The sequence below is a fragment of the Sulfuriferula sp. AH1 genome (genome assembly GCF_002162035.1).
Taxonomy (GTDB): domain Bacteria; phylum Pseudomonadota; class Gammaproteobacteria; order Burkholderiales; family Sulfuriferulaceae; genus Sulfuriferula.
This window is the reverse complement of record NZ_CP021138.1, coordinates 1,243,985-1,267,006: the sequence shown is the minus strand read 5'-3', so window position 1 is coordinate 1,267,006 and position 23,022 is coordinate 1,243,985. Positions and strand designations below refer to the sequence as shown.

The window sequence follows — 23,022 nt, the reverse complement described above, 5'->3', positions numbered from 1 at the left end:
ACCAAGAAGGAGCAGACCATGACAAACCCACGCATGACAGCCAAAATGGAAGCGGAAGAGCCCGCGCTCAGGCTGGCGGTACTAATCGATGCGGACAATGCGCAGGCAGCCATTATTGAAGGTTTGCTGGCGGAAATCGCCGGCTATGGTGAAGCCAGCGTTAAGCGGATTTATGGCGATTTTACTTCCCCAGCCAGCGCGCAATGGAAAAGAGTGTTAAACAAACACGCTATTAAACCCGTGCAGCAGTTTGCATACACGACAGGCAAAAATGCGACCGACAGCACCTTAATCATCGATGCGATGGATCTGCTTTACACCCACCGTTTCGACGGCTTTTGTATCGTCTCCAGCGATAGCGATTTCACCGGCCTGGCGCTGCGTATTCGCGAAGAAGGACTCACCGTATTAGGTTTTGGTGAGCAGAAGACCCCCGATGCGTTTCGCAACGCATGCCATAAATTCATCTTCACCGAAGTATTGAGACCGGTATCGGCAACCAAAACCGAAACCGTGACCGCAAAGTCTTCCGCATCACCCAAACCGAAAAAAACCGCTCCATCGTCTGAAAAATCAGCAAAATCCCCTGTGACCGCCAAGGAATTTCCCAAGGAATTTGTTCTGCAAGCCCTTGAAAACTCATGCGATGACAACGGCTGGGCAAACCTCGGCACGTTTGGCAGTTATCTGACCAAATTGAAACCGGATTTCGATTCCAGATTATACGGTTTCAAAAAATTAAGCGACCTGGTAAAGGCCAAAACAGAGTTATTCGAAACCGAGGAACGCAAGTCGCCGAATTCCGATAAGAAGACACTCTATCTGAAGATAAAATAAATCCGATCTCGCTGCTTTCTTTGAGCCGGGAATCGCCAGTGCAATCTATGCATCCATTGCCTTGATGTGGCTGATACAGGATCGCCGGACCAAGCATGCCCTTAACGGATCACTGAACATGCAACGCATGCATTTCAAAACGGGTAAAAGGATACGCAAATACCAATATACACCTGGCATCTTGCTAGTCGCCTGCTAAAATATCAAATAGGTATTTGATCAGACGCTAGCTGTATCAGGACCGGCTAAACGTCATTTCATCTTTGTCCTGCAAGGAGGAATTATCGTGGCAAACTTAACCCGTTATGATCCGTTTGACTTGACCTTCGAGCCTTTCGACAATCTGTTCCGGGGCTTTATACAGCCTGTACGTTTCGAGAATCAACCCCAACAATTACAAATCAAAATGGACGTAAAGGAAACCGATAAAAACTACGCGGTTCACGCTGAAATACCCGGTGTCAAAAAAGAAGATATTCACGTTGCGATCAATGGCAAGCAAGTCAGTATCAGCGCCGAAGTGAAAAAAGAAAAAGAAGAAAAAGAAGGTGCGAAAGTACTGCGTAGCGAACGCTATTACGGCAAGTTATACCGCAGCTTCACACTGGATCAGGATGTGGATGAAGCAACGGCTGTCGCAAAATACACTGACGGTGTGCTTGATCTGACCTTGCCGAAAAAGAAAAGCAGCGAAGCCAAAAAACTGACTATTCAATAATTTCCGCTGTCTCTGTACAAATCAGAATACGCTGTCGTTTTTAAAATGGCAGCGTATTCTTTTGCAGGTCCCTCTGCCGCAAACACACCACTGAGCGAGAGTGACCATTTTCGGGTAAAATTCACTTTTATTTAACGCTGATACGCATTATGTCTGATTTAATCAAATTGCCCGGTGGCGCGGCTCTTTCGCAATTCCGTCTCGACAAACTCGCCGTTGCCTTACCTGATTATGATTGCATAAGCACCCAATTCTGGCATTTCGCAGAAACCAGCAAAACGTTAAATACTGCCGAACAAAGCACGCTCGACAGCTTGCTCACCTACGGCACCCCGGCTGCAGCCAACACCAATGGCACGCTGATGCTGGTCGTGCCCCGCCCCGGCACCATTTCACCCTGGTCGTCCAAGGCCACCGACATTGCCCATCACTGCGGCCTGAACCATATCATCCGCATAGAACGGGGCACTGTTTATTATTTCGTGCGCCGTGACGGCGCAGCAATAACGGCAACCGATCTGGCGGCGATTGCGCCGCATATTCACGACCGCATGACCGAAATCATACTGGGTGAGCTGGACGGCGCGCAGGCGCTGTTCCGTCATCTGCCACCAAAATCCCTAACCACTGTCGATATTCTTGGCGGCGGCAACGATGCGCTGGCCCGTGCCAATCAGGACATGGGATTGGCGTTATCCGGCGATGAAATCGATTATCTGGTGGCGAACTTCACCCAAATCGGGCGCAATCCGACTGATGTTGAATTGATGATGTTCGCACAGGCCAATTCCGAGCATTGCCGTCACAAAATCTTTAATGCGACCTGGGTCATTGATGGCGAGATGCAGCCCCACACCCTGTTCGGCATGATCCGCGAAACCCATGCCCGCCATCCGGCCGGCACCGTTGTCGCCTATTCGGACAATTCGTCGGTAATCGAAGGCGCAAACATCGCGCGTTTCTATCCTGATGCTGATGGCCGCTATGATTACCATCAGGCGACAACCCATATTTTGATGAAAGTCGAAACTCACAACCATCCTACCGCGATCTCACCATTCCCGGGTGCAGCCACCGGTTCCGGCGGCGAGATTCGCGACGAAGGCGCAACCGGTATCGGCTCCAAACCCAAAGCCGGATTGTGCGGATTTTCCGTATCCAATCTGCGCATCAACGATTACACCCAGCCATGGGAAAGCTATCAGAATAATGCCAACGGCTATGGCAAACCCGAGCGTATCGCTTCCGCGCTGCAAATCATGATAGACGGCCCGCTGGGTGCGGCCGCGTTCAACAATGAATTCGGCCGTCCTAATCTGGCCGGCTATTTCCGCACCTTCGAAGAACAATGCGCAGGTGAAATGCGCGGTTACCACAAACCCATCATGCTCGCCGGCGGCGTCGGCAATATCGATGCAGAGCATTGCTTCAAACATGCGTTTGCACCCGGCACCCTGCTGATCCAGCTCGGCGGCCCGGGCATGCTGATCGGCCTCGGCGGCGGTGCGGCATCCAGCATGGACACCGGCACCAATGCCGAGAATCTCGATTTCGATTCGGTACAACGCGGCAATCCGGAAATGCAGCGCCGCGCACAGGAAGTCATCGACCGCTGCTGGCAACTGGGCAAAGACAATCCTATTCTGTCCATTCACGATGTGGGTGCTGGCGGCATTTCCAATGCGTTCCCGGAACTGGTCGATGGTGCAGGACGCGGCGCAACCTTCCAGCTGCGCGATGTGCCACTGGAAGAATCCGGCATGTCACCACGCGAAATCTGGTCAAATGAATCACAGGAACGTTATGTGCTCGCCATTGCGCCGGCCAGTCTGGAATCGTTCCGCGCCATGTGCGAACGCGAGCGCTGCCCGTTTGCCGTAGTCGGCGTCGCCACTGAAACAGCGCATTTAACCGTAAACGACAGTTTATTGCCGGAAACACCTGTCGATATGGACATGTCGGTGCTGCTGGGCAAACCGCCACGCATGACCCGCAATGTCACGCGCACGCAACCCCAGCTTGCCGTCTTCGATACCCGCGACATAACGCTTGCCGAAGCCGCAACCCGGGTATTACGTTTGCCCAGTGTGGCCTCCAAGTCGTTCCTGATAACCATTGGCGACCGTACTGTCGGCGGCTATACCGCACGCGATCAATTTGTCGGCCCTTGGCAGGTTCCGGTAGCCGATGTCGCCGTCACCACGATGAGCTATACCGGCCACTGCGGCGAGGCTTTTGCCGTAGGCGAACGCACACCGCTCGCCCTGATCAATGCTCCGGCATCAGGCCGCATGGCCATCGGCGAATCACTGACCAACCTTGCCGCAGCACGCGTAGCCCAGATAGGCGATATCAAACTTTCCGCAAACTGGATGGCAGCCGCAGGTTTCCCTGGCGAAGACGCTGCATTGTTTGATACGGTTAAGGCCGTTGGTCTGGAATTATGTCCTGCCCTGGGCATCAGTATTCCGGTAGGCAAGGATTCCTTGTCCATGCGTACGACCTGGCAGGAGAACGGCGTCGATAAAGCAGTCACTTCTCCCCTGTCGCTGATTATTACCGCTTTTGCGCCTACGCCCGACGCACGCCAGACACTGACGCCCCAATTACGCACCGATCAGGGTGAAACCGACCTCATCCTCATCGATTTGGGTTGCGGCCGTAACCGTCTAGGCGGTTCCGCATTGGCGCAAGTGTATAAACAGATTGGCAACATCAGTCCTGACGTTAATTCGCCGCGTCAGCTCAAGGCATTCTTTGAGACTATCCAGACACTGAATGCCGCTCAAAAATTGCTTGCCTATCATGACCGCTCTGATGGTGGTTTATGGGCAGCATTATGCGAAATGGCGTTCGCCGGACATTGCGGCATCACTGTCGATGCCGGCGAGTTATGCCAGGATCGTTTCCGCGTTGAAGTTGAAACAGAAGGCGCGGACGATGAAGCGCCACAAATCCCGAACGACCAGGACTACAGTGCACGCATTTTCGACGTGCTGTTTAATGAAGAACTCGGCGCAGTACTCCAGGTCAAGCGCGAATATACCGCCGATGTCATGCAAGCTTTCTTCCAGGCCGGGTTACGCAGCGAGTTCCATGTCATCGGCACACTGAATTCAGACGATCGCATCGTCGTCACCCGTAACGACAAGCCCATACTCGACTTCGACCGCACCAAGCTGCACGCGATCTGGAGCGAAACCAGTTATCGTATTCAGCGCCTGCGCGACAATCCCGCCTGCGCAGACAGCGAATTTGCTCAAATTCAGGAGCGTGACGACCCCGGCCTTGCCGTCGAACTGAGTTTCGACCCCGAACAAAGCATCGTTATCGGCGGCAATAAACCGCGCATAGCGATATTGCGCGAACAAGGCGTCAACGGCGAAGTGGAAATGGCAGCCGCATTCGACCGTGCCGGTTTCGATGCGGTCGACGTACATATGAGCGACATTATTTCAGGCCGTGTCAGTCTGGGTAATTTTCGCGGATTGGCCGCTTGCGGTGGTTTCTCTTACGGCGACGTATTGGGCGCTGGCGAAGGCTGGGCCAAGTCCATCCTGTTCAACCCGCGAGCGCGACATGAATTCGAAGCGTTTTTCAGTCGTACGGACAGTTTTGCATTAGGTGTCTGTAACGGCTGCCAGATGATGAGCAACCTCAAATCCATTATCCCTGGCGCTCAGCACTGGCCAAAATTCACGCGCAATCAATCCGAACAATTTGAAGCGCGCTTTGTCATGGTCGAAGTTACTGACAGTCCGTCCATTCTGCTTGGCGACATGATCGGCAGCAAAATGCCTGTCGTTGTCGCTCATGGCGAAGGCTATGCCAATTTCAGCCAGACTGGCGATGCCGGTCAGGTAATCGGCGCCATGCGTTTCGTGGACCATCACGGACGGCCTACCGAAGCCTACCCGCTCAATCCTAACGGCTCGGCAAATGGCTTGACGGGCGTTACCAGTACCGATGGCCGTTTCACCATCATGATGCCGCATCCTGAACGCGTATTCCGCGCCGTACAACATAGCTGGCATCCTGATTCCCTTCAGGAAAACGGCCCTTGGCTACGCCTGTTCCAGAATGCACGTCGTTGGGTAGGCTGATCATGAGTACACGAAAATCCATTCCCATACATCGCTTTTCAGCCGACGAGATCGCTGCGCGGGATAATGAAATGGGTCTGAATGCGGGTGCAGACGATACCCGTTGGTACAGCGAGGAGGAACTGGATGAACTGGAAGAACGCGACCCGCTTCTTGCAGCACGCATCGCCCAACGTCAGGCGCGTATCGACAAACTGCGCCCGTATATAGTCAATGGCGAAACCCCGCCACTTACCGAAGCTGCATTAATTGCGGTACTGGAAGAAGCACGGCAGATACTGTTGCGTGACGGAGGCGATCTGGAGCTGGTCGCCATTCAGGGGACCATCGTGCGCGTCCGTCTGAAGGGCGCATGCGTTGGCTGTCCTAACTCGATGCTGGATCTAAAGAATGTCGTCGAAAAAATCGTTCGACGCACTTTTCCGCAGGTAACGGAAGTTCAGAACACCTACTAAAACCGATCAAGGAAGAGGCGGGGCTTGCTCAGCCAGTGCGGGCTGCTCCGCCGGCTTTACAGGATGTTTTTCCAGCCATTTCTGCTTGACCACTTGCTGCTTGCTGGGCGGTAACCGCTTTAACTTTTTATAATTCCGTCTTGCCAATTCACGTTGTTCACGCGTCAGCGAGCTCCAGGCAATCAGTCTCTTCTGGAAACGCTTTTGCTCCTCCGGTTTCAGCTGGGGATATTTTGCTGCAATAGCAAGCAGACGGGTCCGCTGCAATTCCGACATGCCGGACCATTTGGAAGCGACGGGCGCAAGTATATTTTGCTGTGCCGGCGTCAGTCGGCTCCATTCAGGCGAACCTGTCTTGCCTGCTGACCAGGCCGGTTCAGACAGACAGAACAAACATGTCAGCAATAGCATTAATCGGTAGAGTTGGTGACCCATTTGCTCAAATGTCCATCCAGATACGCATTTACAGGCAAATCTCCTGTCAACAATTCGGTATCGATAGCCGCGGTATCGTCATCACTGGAAAAAGATGTCTGCCATATCGCTGCTGTCGCACACAGCACTATCACCAGTAACATGCCGACCAAACCGGTACGATGCTGGCGCATCCAATCGCTCCAGGCCAGACTATGCGCCGACCTGAGTTGATGTGATTGCGACTGCTGCGCTGCAAGCGAACATGCCCGTTCGCGCGCGGATTGCAGCTTGCGCGACGCATCCGGGCCTATCGAATCCAGACTGCTATTTAAGACAGCAATCACTTGTTTTACGTAAACATCCTTATTCATCGGTCATTCCTTTATCCTGCAATGCAGCAGCCAGCGCATGCACCGCACGCGAGCAGTGCGTTTTGACGCTGCCTTCCGAGCAACCCATCACCACAGCCGTCTCTGCGATATCCATCTCCTCCCAATAACGCAGCAAGAAGGCTTCGCGTTGACGCGGCGGCAATTTTTCTATGGCGGCTTCGATCAATGCCAGATTCTTGCCGCTCATCAATTGATTAGCCGGGCTGTCTTTTTCATCGGCCGCTTGCACATATTCCATCGGCTCGTCGTCTTCGTCATCCCGGCCCGAGGTAAAAAAAGATATCGCCGTTACCCAGAAATTCCGCACCTTCTGACGCCGGTAATAATCTCGTATGGTATTTTGCAAAATACGCTGAAACAACATGGGATATTCTGCCGGCGGATGCCCGCAATACTTTTCAGCCAGCTTGAGCATCGAATCCTGCACGATATCGAGGGCCGCCTGCTCGTCACGCACTGCGAATACAGCCTGGCGATAAGCCCTGCGCTCAACTTCAGCAAGAAACCGCGCAAGCTCTATTGTGTTCGCCACAAGAATCCTTAAATTTGATCGGCAAACGACAATATCGCATCCAGACGCAAGATTTCCACCCTGCCGTCCGCATGCTGCATCTTTAACCATTCAGCGGCATTTGCACTGTATACGTCCAGTGGCAATATCGTGGATATCATTTCCTGTCCACCGGCATTGCGATAACGCATTTGCAGCTTCTTGCGCTTCAGCACGGCAAACTCCAACCCTTCATGAAGCGTGCAAGCAATAGGCTGATAGTTGACTTCAGGGTTCAATGCAACTCCATCCCCATGGCGGCCAAAGGATTAATGTTCTTGCCCAAGGCGACGCCAAAACGCTTGGCAAAACGATCGGCAAAACCTTCCTGCGGGGTGAAATCCACCACATTTTCGGCATGGATCACATCACGCGCCACGTATTCTGTGCTGCCGAAGCCATCAGCCAATCCCAGCGACACTGCTTTCTCGCCGCTCCAGATCAAACCGCTAAACATGTCGGGGGTTTCCTTCAGGCGTGCACCGCGTCCGTCTCGCACCGCCTTGATGAATTGCTGATGGATCTCTTCCAGCATCACTTTGGCGTAATTTTCCTGTTGCGGATTAACCGGCGAGAACGGATCGAGGAAGCCTTTATTGGTACCCGCCGTTAGCAAACGGCGCTCCACTCCTAATTTGTCCATCGTGCCGGTAAACCCGAAACCGTCCATCAATACGCCGATAGAACCTATCAGACTGGCCTTGTCGACATAGATGCGATCTGCCGCCGCGGCGACATAATAACCGCCGGAAGCGCACAAATCATCAACCACAACATATAACGGGATATTTGGATATTTGACACGTAACCGTTTGATTTCGTCGTAAATCTGCCCCGCCTGCACCGGGCTGCCGCCCGGACTGTTGATACGCAGAATAACGCCTTTGGTGTTTTTATCCTTGAATGCCGCCTGCAAGCCGCTAATGATTTGATTTGCGCTGACTTCTCCAGACGCAATCGTGCCATTCAATTCGACCAGAGCGGTATGCTTGCCGGTTATCTCTATAGCGTTATTCCCTATCCAGCCCATGACGCTGAAAAAGATTAGAAATAGGAAACTGAAACCCAGGATCCTGAAGAAAATGTTCCAATGTCTCGCCACACGCTGTTCTTTTAACGCCGCCAGGGCAAGCTTTTCCAGCACTTCGCGTTCCCAACTAGCAGATTTTTCCGGTTCCGACATGCCACTTCCTTCGTTAAATATCAATGTCTAAGTATAACCCCAAGAGCAGATAACAAGCACTAGCCATGCTGACTTAACCATTTTGCCAGGGCCGCGAAATCATGCGCGATGTATAATGGTTCAAATGCCTGCAACGTTGATGCGCAATGCGCGCCGTATCCGACACCGACACTGGCCACACCGGCATTTTGCGCCATTTGCAGATCATGACTGGTATCGCCTATCATCAATGTGCGCTCGGGGCGCACACCGCAGCAATCCATCAATTCCAGAATCATTCCCGGATGCGGTTTGGAAAAAACCTCATCGGCGCAACGGGAAGCATGGAAATACGAGCGCAACCGGCTTTGATCCAGCGCTCGCTCCAGTCCTCTGCGGCTTTTGCCGGTCGCGACCGTAATCCAATACCCGGCATGATGTAATTGCGGGATGGTTTGCGCTACGCCATCGAACAGCGGCAATAAATGATCCTGACCCAAAAAATGATGCCGATAACGCTCAACCAGCTGCGGATAATCCGCAGCCGGCAACGCCGGCAATAGCGCCGCAATCGCTTCAGTCAGACCCAGACCAATAATATGGTTGGCCTGCTCCATGCTGGGTACAGGCAAATTCAGGTCGGCGCATGCCGCCCGAATCGAGCTGGCAATAGCACCTGTTGAATCCATCAGAGTGCCGTCCCAGTCGAAGATCAGCAAGTCAAACTGTTTTTGCATGATTCAATCTGTCAATAAAATTTTGCAATTCTTTTGGCAATGGCACTTCTATCACTAACGGCTCGTTCGTTAACGGATGCCGGAATTCCACACGCCATGCATGTAAAAACATGCGTTTCAGGCCATTTTTCGCCAACTCCCGATTGCGTGCAAAATCGCCGTATTTATCATCACCTGCGATCGGAAAACCCAGATGCGCCAAATGCACGCGTATTTGATGAGTACGCCCGCTCTTTAATTCCGCTTCGAGCAATGTATAATCGGGCCAGGATTCGCGCAAACGGAAAATAGTATGCGCAGCTTTCCCATCCGCACTTACCATGACCCGGCGTTCGCCGTCTGCATTGAGATACTTATGCAATGCGACCTTGACATGTTGCGTGGGCGCTTTCCACTGACCATTGACCAGCGCCAGATAGCGTTTGTTCACGCGATTTTCCCGAAAAATATCATGAAGCTTGACCAGCGCACTGCGCTTGCACGCCAGAATCAATGCACCCGAAGTTTCTCGGTCCAGCCGGTGCGCCAATTCCAGAAAACGACATTCCGGCAATTCCAGCCGCAGTTGCTCAATCACACCCAGGCTAACCCCGCTGCCGCCATGCACCGCCATTCCGGCCGGCTTGTTCAATATGATAACGGCATCGTCACGATACAGCACGTGGTCGAGCAAACGTATACCACCCTTTGGCAAAGTGGCCGTTTTGGGTGCGGGCTCAGACACGCGGATCGGCGGAATCCGGACTTCATCTCCCAGCACCAGTTTGCGCGAAGCCTCTGCCCGCCCTTTATTGACGCGCACTTCGCCGCTGCGAAGTATGCGATACAAATGACTCTTGGGTACACCTTTCAAATGGCGCGCCAGGAAATTATCGATCCGCTGCCCTTCCGAAGACTCATCCACTTTAATAAAAGTGACAGATTCTTTGCGTAAATCATTCATTTTGCATATACTGATAGCACTTCTTGTGATGGCTGCAGGGCATGGATTTAATCATGCGCCAAATGCGTTATCCAAAAGTAAAATTAACCGGTTAATTTCGCTCACCGGAACCTCAACCCATATGAGGCGGCAATTATACACGCCACCATACCTGAGCACGGAAAAACCATGAATGCATAGTGCATATGGCTCCAAACAAGTAGCGATATTTAAGTATTTTTAGCGCGCGAAACGCAGCCTAGCTTGAATCACAGTTCATTCACGCCAATCCGCATTGGTTATGACTCGATAGTATCTTTTGTCACTTCGGCACCCATAATGAAGCAGAACAAGTTGCCCCTACAAAATTATTTATCCTCGTCAAACTACCTGTATGGTTAAGCATATTGAAACGCTGGCTAGTTTTTTGCTGATGTTTAAACACATTCGCATCACGAAGAATCACCATGACCGATTAACCTGGATGTCCATCATGACTGTTACCAGACGATAAACGTGCTGTTAAACCGCATACGCGGTGGTGTGCCTTCGTCCCGTGTCATCGCGCGCGGGAGAAATTAAACAAATGAAACGCATGTTATTTAATGCGACACAAGCAGAAGAACTCCGTGTCGCCATTGTCGATGGCCAAAAACTGGTCGATCTGGACATTGAATCTGCAAACAAGGAACAACGCAAAAGCAATATATACAAAGGTATCGTCACTCGTGTCGAGCCCAGTCTGGAAGCCGCTTTTATCGATTATGGCAGCGACCGGCATGGCTTTTTGCCTTTCAAGGAATTATCTCGCGCATGCTATTCGGTTGATGCACCGGAATCCGGCCGCCCGCGCATACAAGACGTCTTGCGCGAAGGGCAGGAGCTCATCGTTCAGGTAGAAAAAGACGAGCGCGGCAACAAGGGCGCGGCCCTCACCACCTACATCAGCCTAGCCGGTCGATATCTGGTATTAATGCCGAACAATCCGCGCGGCGGCGGCGTTTCCCGTCGTATTGAAGGCGAGGAACGTAACGAACTGCGCGATGTAATGGCCCAACTCGTCATACCCGCCGGGATGAGTATTATTGCCCGTACCGCCGGTATCGGACGCGGAGTAGAAGAATTGCAGTGGGATTTGAACTACTTGCTGCAATTATGGAACGCTATTGACGGCGCGGCAAATAGCCAAAAAGGTGCATTTCTGATTTATCAGGAAAGCAGCCTGGTGATACGCGCCATTCGCGACTACTTCCAGCCTGACATTGGCGAAATCCTGATTGATACCGAAGAGGTCTACGAGCAGGCGCAGCAGTTCATGAGCCATGTGATGCCCGGCAATGTGCACAAAGTCAAATTGTACAAAGACGATGTGCCCTTGTTCTCCCGCTTCCAAATCGAACATCAGATTGAAACCGCTTTTTCCCGCGAAGTGAGTCTGCCTTCCGGCGGCGCAATCGTGATCGACCACACCGAAGCCCTGGTTTCGGTCGACGTCAACTCGGCACGCTCCACCCGCGGTACCGATATCGAGCAGACAGCATTCAACACCAATCTGGAAGCAGCGGAAGAAGTCGCTCGCCAGTTGCGCTTGCGCGATCTGGGCGGACTGGTCGTTATCGATTTCATCGACATGGAAAGCCAAAAAAATCAACGTGATGTGGAAAATCGTTTACGCGATGCATTACATTACGATCGCGCTCGCGTCCAGTTTGGCAAAATATCGAAATTCGGCCTGATGGAGCTATCGCGTCAACGCTTGCAGCCTTCTCTCGGCGAATCCAGTCACCAACCCTGCCCCCGCTGCAATGGCACCGGTTTCATACGCGGTATCGAATCAACCGCATTGCATATCCTGCGCATCATTCAGGAGCAAGCGATGAAAGATCAGACGGGTGCGATCCATGCCCAGATTCCGGTTGATGTTGCTACCTTCCTGTTAAATGAAAAACGTGCTGATATTTTTGCCATCGAGTCACGGCTCAAGGTCAGTGTCGTGCTCATTCCCAACATTCATTTAGTGACGCCGCATTACAAGATTACCCGCCTGCGTCACGATGAAATCAATCCGCTGGAAATGCTTACTCCAAGTTATCGATTAAGCGAAACTATCGAAGAGGCGACCCCGGCAGAAACCCGGAAAGAGAATAAGCCGGCAGCGCAAGTTCCTGTGGTCCGCGGCATTACTCCAACCCAACCGGCACCGATTATTGCTGAAAAGGCAGCTGAAATCACTTCAGCCATAAGCACTTCTGCCAAATCCGGCTTGATTGGGCGGATTTTTGGCTGGCTGCAAAAATTTGGCGAAGATAAACCTGCCGCCGTTACGCCTGCAGTTGAACCAGTTGCGCCGACCGTACGGGAGCATCGCCCACAACAAGATACACGCAACCGCAATCGCTCACGCAATGAGCGTCCGCCACGCAATGAAATACGTAACGAAGCGAAAGGCGAAACGGCAACCGAACGTCCTGCCCGCACTGAACGCCCGCCTCGTCCGGAGCGTGCACCGCGTCAGGATCGCGGCCCGCAAGAAGTCGGCATTGAAATGAATTCGGACAAACAAGCCAAACCTGAATCCGGCAAAAAGCCACGCCCACCACGCCAACCGCGCCATGCCATTGACAATAACGTGAATGAGACCGCAGCAGCGGAAGCCACGCTGACAAATGACGATGCCGCCACCGGCGTTGCGACTGCACCGCAAGAACCCCGCAGTCGCCGTGGACGTCGCGGGGGCCGTCGCGAGCGCCGTCCTGAGCATGCAAACAACCAAGCCGAGACCGCGACTGCAGATACAGCCAACCAGCTGCCTTCGACTGCTAAAAACGAAATTGCGCCTGACGTAGTTGCGCCTGCAATCGCTACGGAAGCGGAAGCAGCAACTTCTGCTCCGGCTGAAATCAAGAGCGATGCAATTGCCGTATCTGAACCGGTTGTTGCTGAACCGGTTGTTGAAGTTCATGAAGCGGCAACCGAGATTCAGCAGATTGAACCGATCGCAGCTCCCGTTGAGATCATTGCTGCTCCAGCCGCCGTTGTCAGCCCGACAAGCCCGTCTGTAGCAGCAACGCAAATGGACATATTCGCACCGGCTACTACAGACACTAGCAGTACCGTCACAGCTGCTCCAATTGCGGCATCGGGAAAACCAGCCATTGAGCAATTACTGGCCGAGCTGCTGGCGCCTTCTACCGAAGCCGCGAATTTACAAATGATCGAGACGCAAGCAGCAAGCAAGGAACAGCAAAGCGCTCCGACAGCCACCCCCAAGGCCAGAGCGGCTCGAGCCAAACCGGTTGTCACAGAGGCAGAGAGCGCACCGTTGTTGCAAGTCGAGACCACAGCAGCACCTGTCGTCAATGCCGAGATCGGAACGAACAAACCTCGCCGCGAACGTAAATCATTGCAACAGAACACGCAGAATGTGGCTGAAGTCCAGCTCACCCAGGTCGAGACCAAACACTAAACAGTGTAAACGCAGACCGGAATAATTCCGGAAACGATGGAAAAACATCCATCGTTTCCGATAATTATGCTTTCAAATCGTCCCCTACGACAATCAGCAATCCATCAGCAGCAGCATCCACCATTGCCCGCACCAACTCAAACCCGTCTTGCTCACCGTAATAGGGATCAGGCACCGCTTGCCCAACGAACCTGCTGCTGAAATTCAGGCACAGCTGGACCTTGTGCTGATTAATGCCCGCCATGCGTTTTAAATGGGCAAGGTTATTCTCATCCATTGCCAATATATGATCGAATTTTTCGAAATCATCAGAGCAAACCTGACGTGCACGCAAACCTGAAATATCGTAGCCGGCATCGGCCATCGTCTGCCGAGCACGCCGATCGGGCATCGCCCCTATGTGATAATCATGAGTACCCGCCGAATCGATCAATATATATTCTGCCAAACCCAACTGATCAGCTTTTTGAGTAAATACCCCTTCCGCCATGGGTGAGCGGCAGATGTTGCCCATGCAAATAAAAAGCACTGCAATCTTCTTCGAACTTGCCACGCCAATATACCTTTTGTTTGAAAATACGCATGATACTGCATTGCAGAACCGATTCTCTGCTACGCAGATTGAAATTTGATATTTTATAAGCCCACTGATTTTCAGATGTAGTACTATTGCCCTGTGCGCATTCGAATCGGCTAAAATTGTGTTAAAGACCAATCCTTACCATTTACTGCAGTCAGTCGTTAGTCTTACATCGACACGCGATCAATTCGCATTGGAAACGTGCCTGATCAGGACCCTGCAGGAAATCATTTCGGCCTATTGCATCAGTTTCTATGAGATAGAAGATCGCAGTGACCATCATCTCTTAAACGCTGTGGTCAGCATGAATGCACAACATGATGCAAACGAGATATCCACCGAAGCAAATCGGCTCTCCATTGTCATGGAACATGACGATGGCATTTTGAGCAGCTATCTGACCAATTCCCAGATAGTCGTCGAATCAAAACTCCACACCGGTGTGCGTGTAATTCATCCTGTACAGGGTATCAATAAAATCATCGGATTCCTGATAATCGACTGCGCATCGCTGATACAAAAAGATCAGGATCTGGCCGCAGGGTTCATGCGCATCTACTACAACTGGTTACAGCTCATTAACGACAATGAACGTGACACGCTGACCGGCTTGCTCAACCGCAAAACTTTCGATGCGCATATCGAGAAAACTCTGGTCGCAGCTCACGCCGGGAAAAAACGCAGCGAAGATACCGACCATCCGGATTATCTGGCGATACTGGATATAGATCATTTCAAGAAAATAAATGACAAGTTCGGACATTTATACGGAGATGAAGTACTGTTATTGTTTTCGAGCATCATGCGCCAGGCATTCCGCGAAAGTGATCAACTATTCCGCTATGGCGGTGAAGAGTTTGTCGTCATTCTCAAAAATGCCCGTGCGGATATGGCAATGAATATATTGCAACGCTTCCGCAAGAAGGTCGAAGCCCATACTTTTCCGCAAATCGGCAGTATTACCGTCAGCATTGGTTTTGTGACGATTGCTGGACAGAATTTGCCCAGCACGGTTATCGAACAGGCCGACCATGCCCTATATCATGCCAAAGAGCATGGCCGGAACCAGGTTTGCTCATTTGAAGCCTTGCAGGCCGAAGGGCAAGCCTATTCGGAAATCGCATACAGCAACGATATTGAAATGTTTTGAATCCGTTCCCACCCGGTCTGCGCCCGATACGGTTAACGAACCCCTCAACCCAGCAACGCCCCTGTTGTTTGCCAGCGCCAGCTGTCTTCACACATCACATCAATATCACGTTGTGCGCGCCAGCCTAACTCTCGTTCCGCCAAACCGGCATCGGCATAGCAAGCCGCAATATCGCCAGGGCGCCGGTCAACGATGCGATATGGCACCGTCTTACCGCTCGCCTTCTCAAAAGCCGCAACCATTTCCAGCACGCTATAGCCACGCCCTGTGCCCAGATTATAGGTGACCACTCCGCTTTTATTTGCCAAAGCATTCAGGGCAAGCACATGCCCCAATGCAAGATCCACTACGTGAATGTAATCGCGTACGCCAGTACCGTCAGGTGTCGGATAATCACCACCGAATACAGACAACTGAGCCAACTTGCCAGCAGCAACCTGCGCTACATAAGGCATCAGATTGTTCGGAATGCCGTTAGGATCTTCACCGATCAAACCGCTGCTATGCGCCCCTACCGGGTTAAAATAACGCAATAGCACGATATGCCAGTCTGCCTGTGCAATCGGCAGATCACGCAGCATCTCCTCCACGATCAATTTCGAACGGCCATACGGATTAGTTGCCGACAACGGAAAATCCTCGCCTATCGGCACACTGGCCGGATCGCCGTAGACAGTCGCCGAGGAGCTGAACACAAAATTGTGTACATTGTGTTCAGCCATGACCTCCGCCAGCACCAGGGTGCCATAAACATTATTATCATAATATTGCAAAGGCATGGCGACCGACTCGCCGACCGATTTCAAACCGGCAAAATGAATGACGGCATCGATCTGATGCGTCCCGAACACTGCACTTAACGCCGCTTTGTCACGCACATCCAGATCATAAAACGACACCGAACGTCCGGCAATCTGCCTTACCCTGTCCAATACCGAGATTTTGCTGTTGCATAAATTATCGACCACGATGACTTCATGCCCTGCATTAAGCAATTCAACACAAGTGTGACTCCCGATATATCCTGCACCACCTGTTACTAAAACGCGCATAATTATCCTTAACAATATAAAATGATCTGTATATACAACCCGGGACCAAACTTGAAATCGAATCCCATCGCACGCTGCTCGAAATTAATAATATTTAACAATCAAGCTCATCGAAGCAAGCTTCGTCATGCGATAATCAAATTGACCATGATTAACCGACTTAGTGCAATCTTACTATTATTTTTCAGCTTGCATGCGCACGCATTCAATGCCGCATTCTTTTACGGTACACCGTTTCCGCAAGAATTACGTATTTATGATGCCATCATTGTCGAGCCGGATCATACCGATTTCGCCAAGGTGGCCGACGATATGCAGAACAAGCTTTATGCATACACCAGTCTGGGCGAGGTCGGCCCTGACAAACCCTACGCCAGCAGCATCCCGGCAACAGCAAAAATCGCACGCAATCCAGCGTGGACTAGCGATGTCATGGATCAAACCAGTCCTGCCTGGCGCGCGTTCTATCTGGAAAAAATAGTCGCCCCATTATGGCAACGCGGATTCCGCGGAATATTCATCGATACGCTGGATTCCTATCAGCTTGCCGCCATCACACCGCAGGCAAGAGCGGTTCAGGAAGCCGGCATGGTGGAGACATTACGGCAATTGCGCAGCCGCTTTCCCGGTATTCGCATTATTCTCAATCGGGGCTTTGAGATTCTGCCGCACGTCCATGACTGGATCACCGCTGTCGCCGCCGAGGCATTGTTCCAGGGCTGGAACAATGCCGTCCATGCCTATGTACCGGTTAACGAATCAGACCGGCAATGGCTGTTGGCCCGACTCAATCAGGTCAGGAACGACTATCACCTCCCCGTCATCGTCATCGACTATGCGGCTCCCAGCCAGCACCAATCAGCACGCGAGCTGGCACAGAAAATCCATGCCGCCGGATTCATCCCCTGGGTCAGCGACCCCGGACTCGACATGATCGGAGTCGGGTATCCGGAAATTCAACCCAGACGCATCCTGATGCTCTATGACGGCACCAATAACAAAGACGTCATCTTCAGCGACTTGCATCGGTTTGCCGCGTTACCGGTGCAATACATGGGTTTCATCCCCGAATATCTGGACTTGACCCAGCCGTTACCGGATTACCAGCTGGCGGGACAATATGCAGGCATCATCATCTGGGCGGATGGTGCCCGAAATAACTCGCCTGAACTTAAACTGTGGCTACTCAAGCAAATCAAGCAGGGAATACGCCTGGCCTTCGTCAATGAATTCGGCTTCGATCGCAGCAACGACAATCTGCAGGCATTCGGATTGACTGTCAAAGACAACGTACCTGCCGAGAAAGTGGAAATCGTTGCCAAGGATGCGATAGTGGGATTCGAACACTCTGCACACGTTTCCCCGGACTCGCTCGACATCATTGATGCGGGCAAAAACAGCACGCCGATACTGCGACTCAAGGCCGCCGGCCAGGCTACCGATGTCGCAGCGTATATGCCATGGGGAGGATACGTGTTATCTCCCTACGCAGTCTATGACATCCCCTACCAGCAGGGGACGCGCTGGATTATCAATCCATTCGCGTTCTTCAGGCGCGCGCTGGATCTGCCGGACATGCCTGTTCCCGATGTAACGACCTCAACCGGGCGACGCCTGCTGATGGCACATATGGATGGCGACGGCTTCGCCAGCAATGCCGAGTTTCCCGGCTCGCCGTTGGCTGCACGGGTGATGCTGGAAAAGATTTTCAAAAAATACAGGATTCCTACAGCCGTTTCAGTCATCGAAGCGGAGACGGCGCCATGGGGCTTATACCCACAGAAATCCGCCGAAATGGAACAGGTTGCACGCGAAATTTTTCGCCTGCCCCATGTCGAGATTGCCAGTCATTCCTTTTCGCACCCATTCAAATGGCAGCAATTAAGCACGGACGGTGACGGCGAAGGCTTCAGTCTGCCTGTGCCGGGCTATAAATTTGATTTAACCAAAGAAACGGAAGGCAGCGTCAATTACATCAACCAGCGCCTGGCACCGGCAGGTAAAAGCTGCCGGGTATTTTTATGGACAGGCAACTGCAATCCCGGCGCAGATGCCATCGGCAAAACCGATGCATTAGGCCTGCTGAACATGAACGGCGGCGAAACCGAGATTACCAATAGCCAGCCCAGTATCACTTATGTATCGCCATTGGGCGTAGCGCGTTCAGGACATTTTCAGATTTATGCGCCCAACCAGAATGAAAATGTCTATACCAACAATTGGACTGGGCCGTTTTACGGTTTCCGCCGTGACATCGAGACGTTCAAATTGACCGACTCGCCGCGCCGCCTCAAACCCATGGATATCTATTTCCATACTTATTCAGCTTCCAAACCGGCATCACTAAAAGCCTTGCAGGAAGTTTACGATTGGGCGTTAAAACAGCCTAACCATCCTGTTTATCCCTCCGAGTACATCCGCCGCGTCATGGATTTCAATCACGGTGTGATGGCACGTGAAAATAACAGCTGGCTGTTTTACGGTGACGGCAACATTGATACTTTGCGCATTAAAGCCACATCCGGTTATCCTGACATAAGCGATGCCAATATTGCCGGTTACCAGGATTTTAACGATAACCGTTACCTGCATTTGATCAAAGCGCCAGTCAATCGCATTACGCTCACATCCAAACCTTCGCTCGTCCCCTATCTGGTGGATGCAAATGGCACATTGCTGGAATGGCAGCAACATGACGGTCAAACTGACATGACGTTTCATGCACATACCGAGCTGGATTTCACCATCAACCATGTCGGCACTTGCACTTTATACGATGATAAAGGCCGGATAATGCGGCCGGACAATCATACCCAACAGCATTATCACTACCAGACCCATGCCACAGGACGCTCCGCTTTCCGCCTCAGCTGCTAATCGGCCGGGTAGCGTGCAGCGCCCGCGCCTGATCACACCATTTAATCTGGCGGGTATCGTCGCGGCTGTCGGCATAGTGCTGGTATTACTCTATCCCCAACAGCGCTTATCCGAACAAATCCGCATGAACCCCAAGGTAGACGAAGTTTCCCTGCAGTACATGCGCAATTTGCTTGCCACCGAACCGGACAACCACGAACTCAGACTGCAGTTGGCGCAAGCCTATGCAAAGATAGGTCAGTATGCAACAGCGCTTAAAACCCTGCGTCCGCTCTATGCCAATTCACAGCCGCAATGGCGCGAAGCAGCCCATATGCTCGAACTCGATATTTTGTCCAAGATCGCCTTTGCCGCCCTGCCCGGCAGCGCAGACAGAGATAACAAACTGGCACAATTCAAGCAGGCATTGCGTGCAAGCGAAGCGCAGATTTACCATACCGATGCCTTACGCCAGCTTGCCCGGCTTGCTGAATCCACGGGAGAAGTGCAGTTGGCCGAACGCATCGTGGCACGACTTATCCAAGGCAGCAACAGCCCTGCCAATCTCGACGAGGCTGCCCGGTTGGCGCTCGCAAACGGACATTATCTCACCAGCGCCCGCTACCTGTGGCGCGCGCGCCAGCTCACCAATGACCCCGAGCAAAAGAACAGTTATCTCAAATTGATCCTGGCCACGCTGCAATCCGGCAATCTCGGACAGGTTGCCCTGGAATGGGTGCGGCAATTACCTGCAGCCGAATGGCAACGGCCCGATACGCTCTACAGCCTGACCAAACTGGCCCTGGCGTCGAACCGCCCTGATTTGGCTTCCGAATTCGCTGCACAAATGGTGGGATTTACTGCCTCATCAGCGCCAGCAGTACGTTTCGTCCCGGCTTATTTTGAGCTGGCATACACTGCATTTCTGGGTAATCGCGACTTGCCGCATGCTTTGAAACTGGCACAAATCGCAGTCAGCCAGGCGCCCGGCAATGCCATATGGCGCGAGCGCCTGGCTCACGTAGCCGAATGGTCGAACCAGCCCCAATTGGCTTTAGTGCAATGGCGCTGGCTGGCCACCCATCAGGGTAACGAATCCGCATGGCAGGCATGGATGCGCCTGGCAGGCAGCCTGTTCGACTACGCCGCGCAAGTAATCGGCCTGGAACACGACTGGAAACATCAGGGCAACGACGAGAAATATGCACGCAAGATAGTCCGGCTCTACGAATACCTGGGTCAGCCTGAAGACGCACTGACCTGGCTCGATCGCAATGGCGATGAAGCCCGGCGTCCGGAATTATTGCTGTTATCCGCAGAATTGTTAACCCGCATGGGGCGGGATGCAGAAGCCATCGCCCGCTATCACCGCTATTTGAATCACAATACGGCCAACCCTGCCCTGGCCGTCACCATTGCAGGCATGATGCAGCGTGCCGGACTCTATCAGGAAGCATTTGCAGTGCTGGAGCGCAGCCGTCCCCAGGCAAAAACAGAAGACAAGCTCTTCTGGCTTAATCTGGGCGAGCTTGCATGGCGACTCAAACATTATGACCAGGCCATCATCGCGTACCGTGTGTTAAGCGATGCGCCAGATGCCGAGCCATTCCAGCAGGAACGGCTATTCCTGGCGATCAAGCACAAAGACCCGCGACTCGCCGCACAAACCGCAGAGCGATACTGGCTTAAGACCGGACGCATCGATCTATTCCTGAATGCGGCCAACACCTACGCCGAACTCGATGACTGGCAGGCCGTGCAGCGCCTGTACAAACTAACCGCTGCGCCAAAATGGCGTGATTACGACAATTCGCTGCGTTTTATCGCCCTGCGTGCGGAAATGTACAAACATGCGGGTAATATCGCCACGGCCCAGCGCGATTACCGTTTCCTGCTCAAACGCTATCCCGGCAATTCCGCAATCAGGGAATCCTTTTTATGGCTGTTGCTCGACGCGCGCCAATTTGACCAGCTTGAACACTTCATGCAGCAATGGGCCAGACTCATTCCCGGCACACCCAATTTATGGGATGTTTACGCCGCAGGCTATCTGGCCCTGGGCCGACCCGATCAGGCGCTCGCTCTCTACAACCGCATGGCCGCAACGCACAGCAAGGATGAATTATGGATGCTCAATTATGCGATCACGCTGGAATCCGCAGGACGGCCCGAGCTGGCCTGGCAAATCCGCCGTCAAATCTGGCAGCAGCGCCTGAACAGGAAAACCGATCGCGACTGGCTCAATAGCCGCGCCAATACTCAGGATATTGAAACATTACGCCTGTTGCTGTTGAACGACCCCAGCCGCGGACAAGGCATATTATGGAAATTACTGCGCAATGCCACGCCTGAGCTCCGGCAGAACAGTCAGTTTGTCGAACTTGCCAGCGTCTGGCTCAATAGCCGCGACCAGGAAGATGCGACCCGGTCCTGGCTCATACGCCGCTATGCTCACTGGCTCTATACGCCGCTGGGCATGCGCATCTCCGATGCGCTGGCCCGTCAGGATCGCGCAGCGGCAGCCGACATGCTAGATCATGACGGCATTCTGCTCTATGACAGAATGAACCTTTCATTTCTGGCCGGTCGCAAGGACGATGCCGCCAGTCTCGCTTTTATCGCGATGGAACGCTCACAACTGGATGAGTCCCTGTATCAGCAAGCCGCCCCGATGTTATTAGCCGATGACCGTACCGCCGGGGTGCTAACGACATTTCGCAAACTGGATAGTTATAACGAAATCGACAATGGAATCAGTACGACCGGCCAGCGACTCGGCGGATTCAGACTTGATTTCAGCCTGCATCAGATAAATCGTGATAGCGTCGACACCACACTGCTTACGCGTGCTCCCAATGAAATCAATGGCGAAATCGTCCTGCATCAGACCGGCGATAGCTTTATTAATAACGTCAGGCTGCAATTCAGTCAGGCGCTTAATACCCAGACCGGCATCAGTTTCAATCATCAACGTCAAATCGGCTCGCGCCTGCAACTTGATACGCAGTTGGCTTACAATGAGGCAACTGCAGAAAACGCCGCTTTGCGACTGATCGGGCGGCGCAATCAAATCGCCCTGGAGGGTAATTACCGGCTGGATCGATGGAATCAATGGACTGTACGCGGGGAATATAATCAGTACCATAGCATCGATGGACAAAATCTGGGTAATGGCAACTTGCTGACTACCACGTTAAGCCACGAACTCAGTGGAGCGCACCCGGCATTACGGACACGCGTTACTGGCACCTGGGCGCAATTCCATGCAGCCGATAGCGTATTGACCGGCAAAACGGCAAGCTTGATTCCATCCGATCAAGCCCGCGTTGCCAGTTATTTCATGCCGCAGAATGTACGGGAAATTGCCGCTTATGCCAGCATCGGTGATGCAACCGATAGCAGATTGCCGGCGCGCAATTTCGAATATCTGGGTGAAATCGGCGTGTTCTATAACGCCGCTACCGGTACAGGCTGGCGCGCCAATGTCGGACTTGCCGGACGCGTCATCGGAGCTGACCGCCTGCAGATTTTCACGCGTTACGATCAGGCGCCGAGCGGGCAAGGAAAAGCCAGTCTGGAAGCCGGTATCGGTTATCAATTACATTACTAGATCATTGAGAGGAAG

Annotated in this window: 17 protein-coding genes; 8 read left to right on the top strand and 9 right to left on the bottom strand. The window is 52.6% G+C overall.

All coding sequences use genetic code 11. The features are described from left to right. Positions 1-18: 18 nt before the first annotated feature. From CAP31_RS06455 to CAP31_RS06440, 4 genes are all read left to right on the top strand, one after another. On the top strand, positions 19-837 hold the full coding sequence (locus tag CAP31_RS06455; protein ID WP_087446785.1) for an NYN domain-containing protein: 819 nt from the start codon (positions 19-21) through the stop codon (positions 835-837). Positions 838-1,123: 286 nt separating this feature from the next. Next, positions 1,124-1,555 (top strand): Hsp20/alpha crystallin family protein, encoded by a 432-nt coding sequence (locus tag CAP31_RS06450; RefSeq protein ID WP_087446784.1) that lies wholly within the window; start codon positions 1,124-1,126, stop codon positions 1,553-1,555. A gap of 149 nt (positions 1,556-1,704) precedes the next feature. Further along, positions 1,705-5,658 carry a phosphoribosylformylglycinamidine synthase gene (gene purL, locus CAP31_RS06445; protein ID WP_087446783.1) on the top strand — a complete coding sequence of 1,318 codons (3,954 nt, stop codon included), beginning with the start codon at positions 1,705-1,707 and terminating at the stop codon, positions 5,656-5,658. Positions 5,659-5,660: 2 nt separating this feature from the next. After that, positions 5,661-6,113, top strand: coding sequence for a NifU family protein (locus CAP31_RS06440; protein ID WP_087446782.1), 453 nt, complete (start codon positions 5,661-5,663; stop codon positions 6,111-6,113). A 6-nt stretch (positions 6,114-6,119) separates the two neighbouring features. Here CAP31_RS06440 and CAP31_RS06435 read toward each other — a convergent pair whose 3' ends face one another. From CAP31_RS06435 to CAP31_RS06405, 7 genes are read right to left on the bottom strand one after another with little or no spacing between them, the layout of a single operon-like run. Further along, positions 6,120-6,524, bottom strand: coding sequence for a DUF3106 domain-containing protein (locus CAP31_RS06435; protein ID WP_223247419.1), 405 nt, complete (start codon positions 6,522-6,524; stop codon positions 6,120-6,122). Continuing rightward, a complete protein-coding gene (locus tag CAP31_RS06430; RefSeq protein ID WP_087446780.1) occupies positions 6,524-6,901 on the bottom strand; it encodes a DUF3619 family protein in 378 nt (125 codons plus the stop codon). The genes CAP31_RS06435 and CAP31_RS06430 overlap by 1 nt, the downstream gene beginning before the upstream one ends. Beyond that, positions 6,894-7,454: an RNA polymerase sigma factor gene (locus CAP31_RS06425; protein WP_087446779.1), complete on the bottom strand. Its 561-nt coding sequence runs from the start codon at positions 7,452-7,454 to the stop codon at positions 6,894-6,896. The genes CAP31_RS06430 and CAP31_RS06425 overlap by 8 nt, the downstream gene beginning before the upstream one ends. Positions 7,455-7,462: 8 nt before the next feature. Next, a complete protein-coding gene (locus CAP31_RS06420; RefSeq protein ID WP_087446778.1) occupies positions 7,463-7,711 on the bottom strand; it encodes a hypothetical protein in 249 nt (82 codons plus the stop codon). Continuing rightward, the gene (locus CAP31_RS06415) at positions 7,708-8,655 is read right to left on the bottom strand and encodes a S49 family peptidase (RefSeq protein ID WP_087446777.1); all 948 of its coding nucleotides are present in this window, start codon (positions 8,653-8,655) and stop codon (positions 7,708-7,710) included. Before CAP31_RS06415 ends, CAP31_RS06420 begins: the two co-directional genes overlap by 4 nt. Positions 8,656-8,714: 59 nt before the next feature. Then, positions 8,715-9,371, bottom strand: a complete 657-nt coding sequence (locus CAP31_RS06410) for an HAD-IA family hydrolase (protein WP_087446776.1) — start codon at positions 9,369-9,371, stop codon at positions 8,715-8,717. Beyond that, entirely contained in the window at positions 9,355-10,314 is a 960-nt protein-coding gene (locus CAP31_RS06405; RefSeq protein ID WP_087446775.1) for an RluA family pseudouridine synthase, read from the bottom strand. The genes CAP31_RS06410 and CAP31_RS06405 overlap by 17 nt, the downstream gene beginning before the upstream one ends. 565 nt (positions 10,315-10,879) lie before the next feature. On the opposite strand from CAP31_RS06405, the gene CAP31_RS06400 reads away from it, so the two are divergent. After that, positions 10,880-13,759 carry an Rne/Rng family ribonuclease gene (locus tag CAP31_RS06400; protein ID WP_087446774.1) on the top strand — a complete coding sequence of 960 codons (2,880 nt, stop codon included), beginning with the start codon at positions 10,880-10,882 and terminating at the stop codon, positions 13,757-13,759. Positions 13,760-13,823: 64 nt separating this feature from the next. Here the strand turns inward: CAP31_RS06400 and CAP31_RS06395 are convergent, their stop codons facing one another. Continuing rightward, positions 13,824-14,312 carry a low molecular weight protein-tyrosine-phosphatase gene (locus CAP31_RS06395; protein ID WP_223247398.1) on the bottom strand — a complete coding sequence of 163 codons (489 nt, stop codon included), beginning with the start codon at positions 14,310-14,312 and terminating at the stop codon, positions 13,824-13,826. A 331-nt stretch (positions 14,313-14,643) separates the two neighbouring features. Between CAP31_RS06395 and CAP31_RS06390 the strand changes: the two genes are divergently transcribed. Further along, positions 14,644-15,489 carry a GGDEF domain-containing protein gene (locus tag CAP31_RS06390; RefSeq protein WP_157662681.1) on the top strand — a complete coding sequence of 282 codons (846 nt, stop codon included), beginning with the start codon at positions 14,644-14,646 and terminating at the stop codon, positions 15,487-15,489. Between the two features lie 44 nt (positions 15,490-15,533). Here CAP31_RS06390 and galE read toward each other — a convergent pair whose 3' ends face one another. Beyond that, positions 15,534-16,541 carry a UDP-glucose 4-epimerase GalE gene (galE, locus tag CAP31_RS06385; protein ID WP_087446771.1) on the bottom strand — a complete coding sequence of 336 codons (1,008 nt, stop codon included), beginning with the start codon at positions 16,539-16,541 and terminating at the stop codon, positions 15,534-15,536. A gap of 147 nt (positions 16,542-16,688) precedes the next feature. On the opposite strand from galE, the gene CAP31_RS06380 reads away from it, so the two are divergent. Further along, a complete protein-coding gene (locus CAP31_RS06380; protein WP_157662680.1) occupies positions 16,689-19,418 on the top strand; it encodes a bifunctional glycoside hydrolase 114/ polysaccharide deacetylase family protein in 2,730 nt (909 codons plus the stop codon). After that, on the top strand, positions 19,381-23,007 hold the full coding sequence (locus CAP31_RS06375; protein ID WP_087446769.1) for a tetratricopeptide repeat protein: 3,627 nt from the start codon (positions 19,381-19,383) through the stop codon (positions 23,005-23,007). Before CAP31_RS06380 ends, CAP31_RS06375 begins: the two co-directional genes overlap by 38 nt. Positions 23,008-23,022 lie beyond the last annotated feature (15 nt).

Bases quoted from the DNA above. Each gene is read 5' to 3' on its own strand.
- CAP31_RS06455 (WP_087446785.1), top strand. From the start codon at position 19: ATGACAAACCCACGCATGACAGCCAAAATGGAAGCGGAAGAGCCCGCG.
- purL (WP_087446783.1), top strand. From the start codon at position 1,705: ATGTCTGATTTAATCAAATTGCCCGGTGGCGCGGCTCTTTCGCAATTC.
- CAP31_RS06440 (WP_087446782.1), top strand. From the start codon at position 5,661: ATGAGTACACGAAAATCCATTCCCATACATCGCTTTTCAGCCGACGAG.
- CAP31_RS06435 (WP_223247419.1), bottom strand. From the start codon at position 6,524: ATGCTATTGCTGACATGTTTGTTCTGTCTGTCTGAACCGGCCTGGTCA.
- CAP31_RS06430 (WP_087446780.1), bottom strand. From the start codon at position 6,901: ATGAATAAGGATGTTTACGTAAAACAAGTGATTGCTGTCTTAAATAGC.
- CAP31_RS06415 (WP_087446777.1), bottom strand. From the start codon at position 8,655: ATGTCGGAACCGGAAAAATCTGCTAGTTGGGAACGCGAAGTGCTGGAA.
- CAP31_RS06410 (WP_087446776.1), bottom strand. From the start codon at position 9,371: ATGCAAAAACAGTTTGACTTGCTGATCTTCGACTGGGACGGCACTCTG.
- CAP31_RS06405 (WP_087446775.1), bottom strand. From the start codon at position 10,314: ATGAATGATTTACGCAAAGAATCTGTCACTTTTATTAAAGTGGATGAG.
- CAP31_RS06400 (WP_087446774.1), top strand. From the start codon at position 10,880: ATGAAACGCATGTTATTTAATGCGACACAAGCAGAAGAACTCCGTGTC.
- CAP31_RS06390 (WP_157662681.1), top strand. From the start codon at position 14,644: ATGAATGCACAACATGATGCAAACGAGATATCCACCGAAGCAAATCGG.
- galE (WP_087446771.1), bottom strand. From the start codon at position 16,541: ATGCGCGTTTTAGTAACAGGTGGTGCAGGATATATCGGGAGTCACACT.
- CAP31_RS06380 (WP_157662680.1), top strand. From the start codon at position 16,689: ATGATTAACCGACTTAGTGCAATCTTACTATTATTTTTCAGCTTGCAT.
- CAP31_RS06375 (WP_087446769.1), top strand. From the start codon at position 19,381: ATGCCACAGGACGCTCCGCTTTCCGCCTCAGCTGCTAATCGGCCGGGT.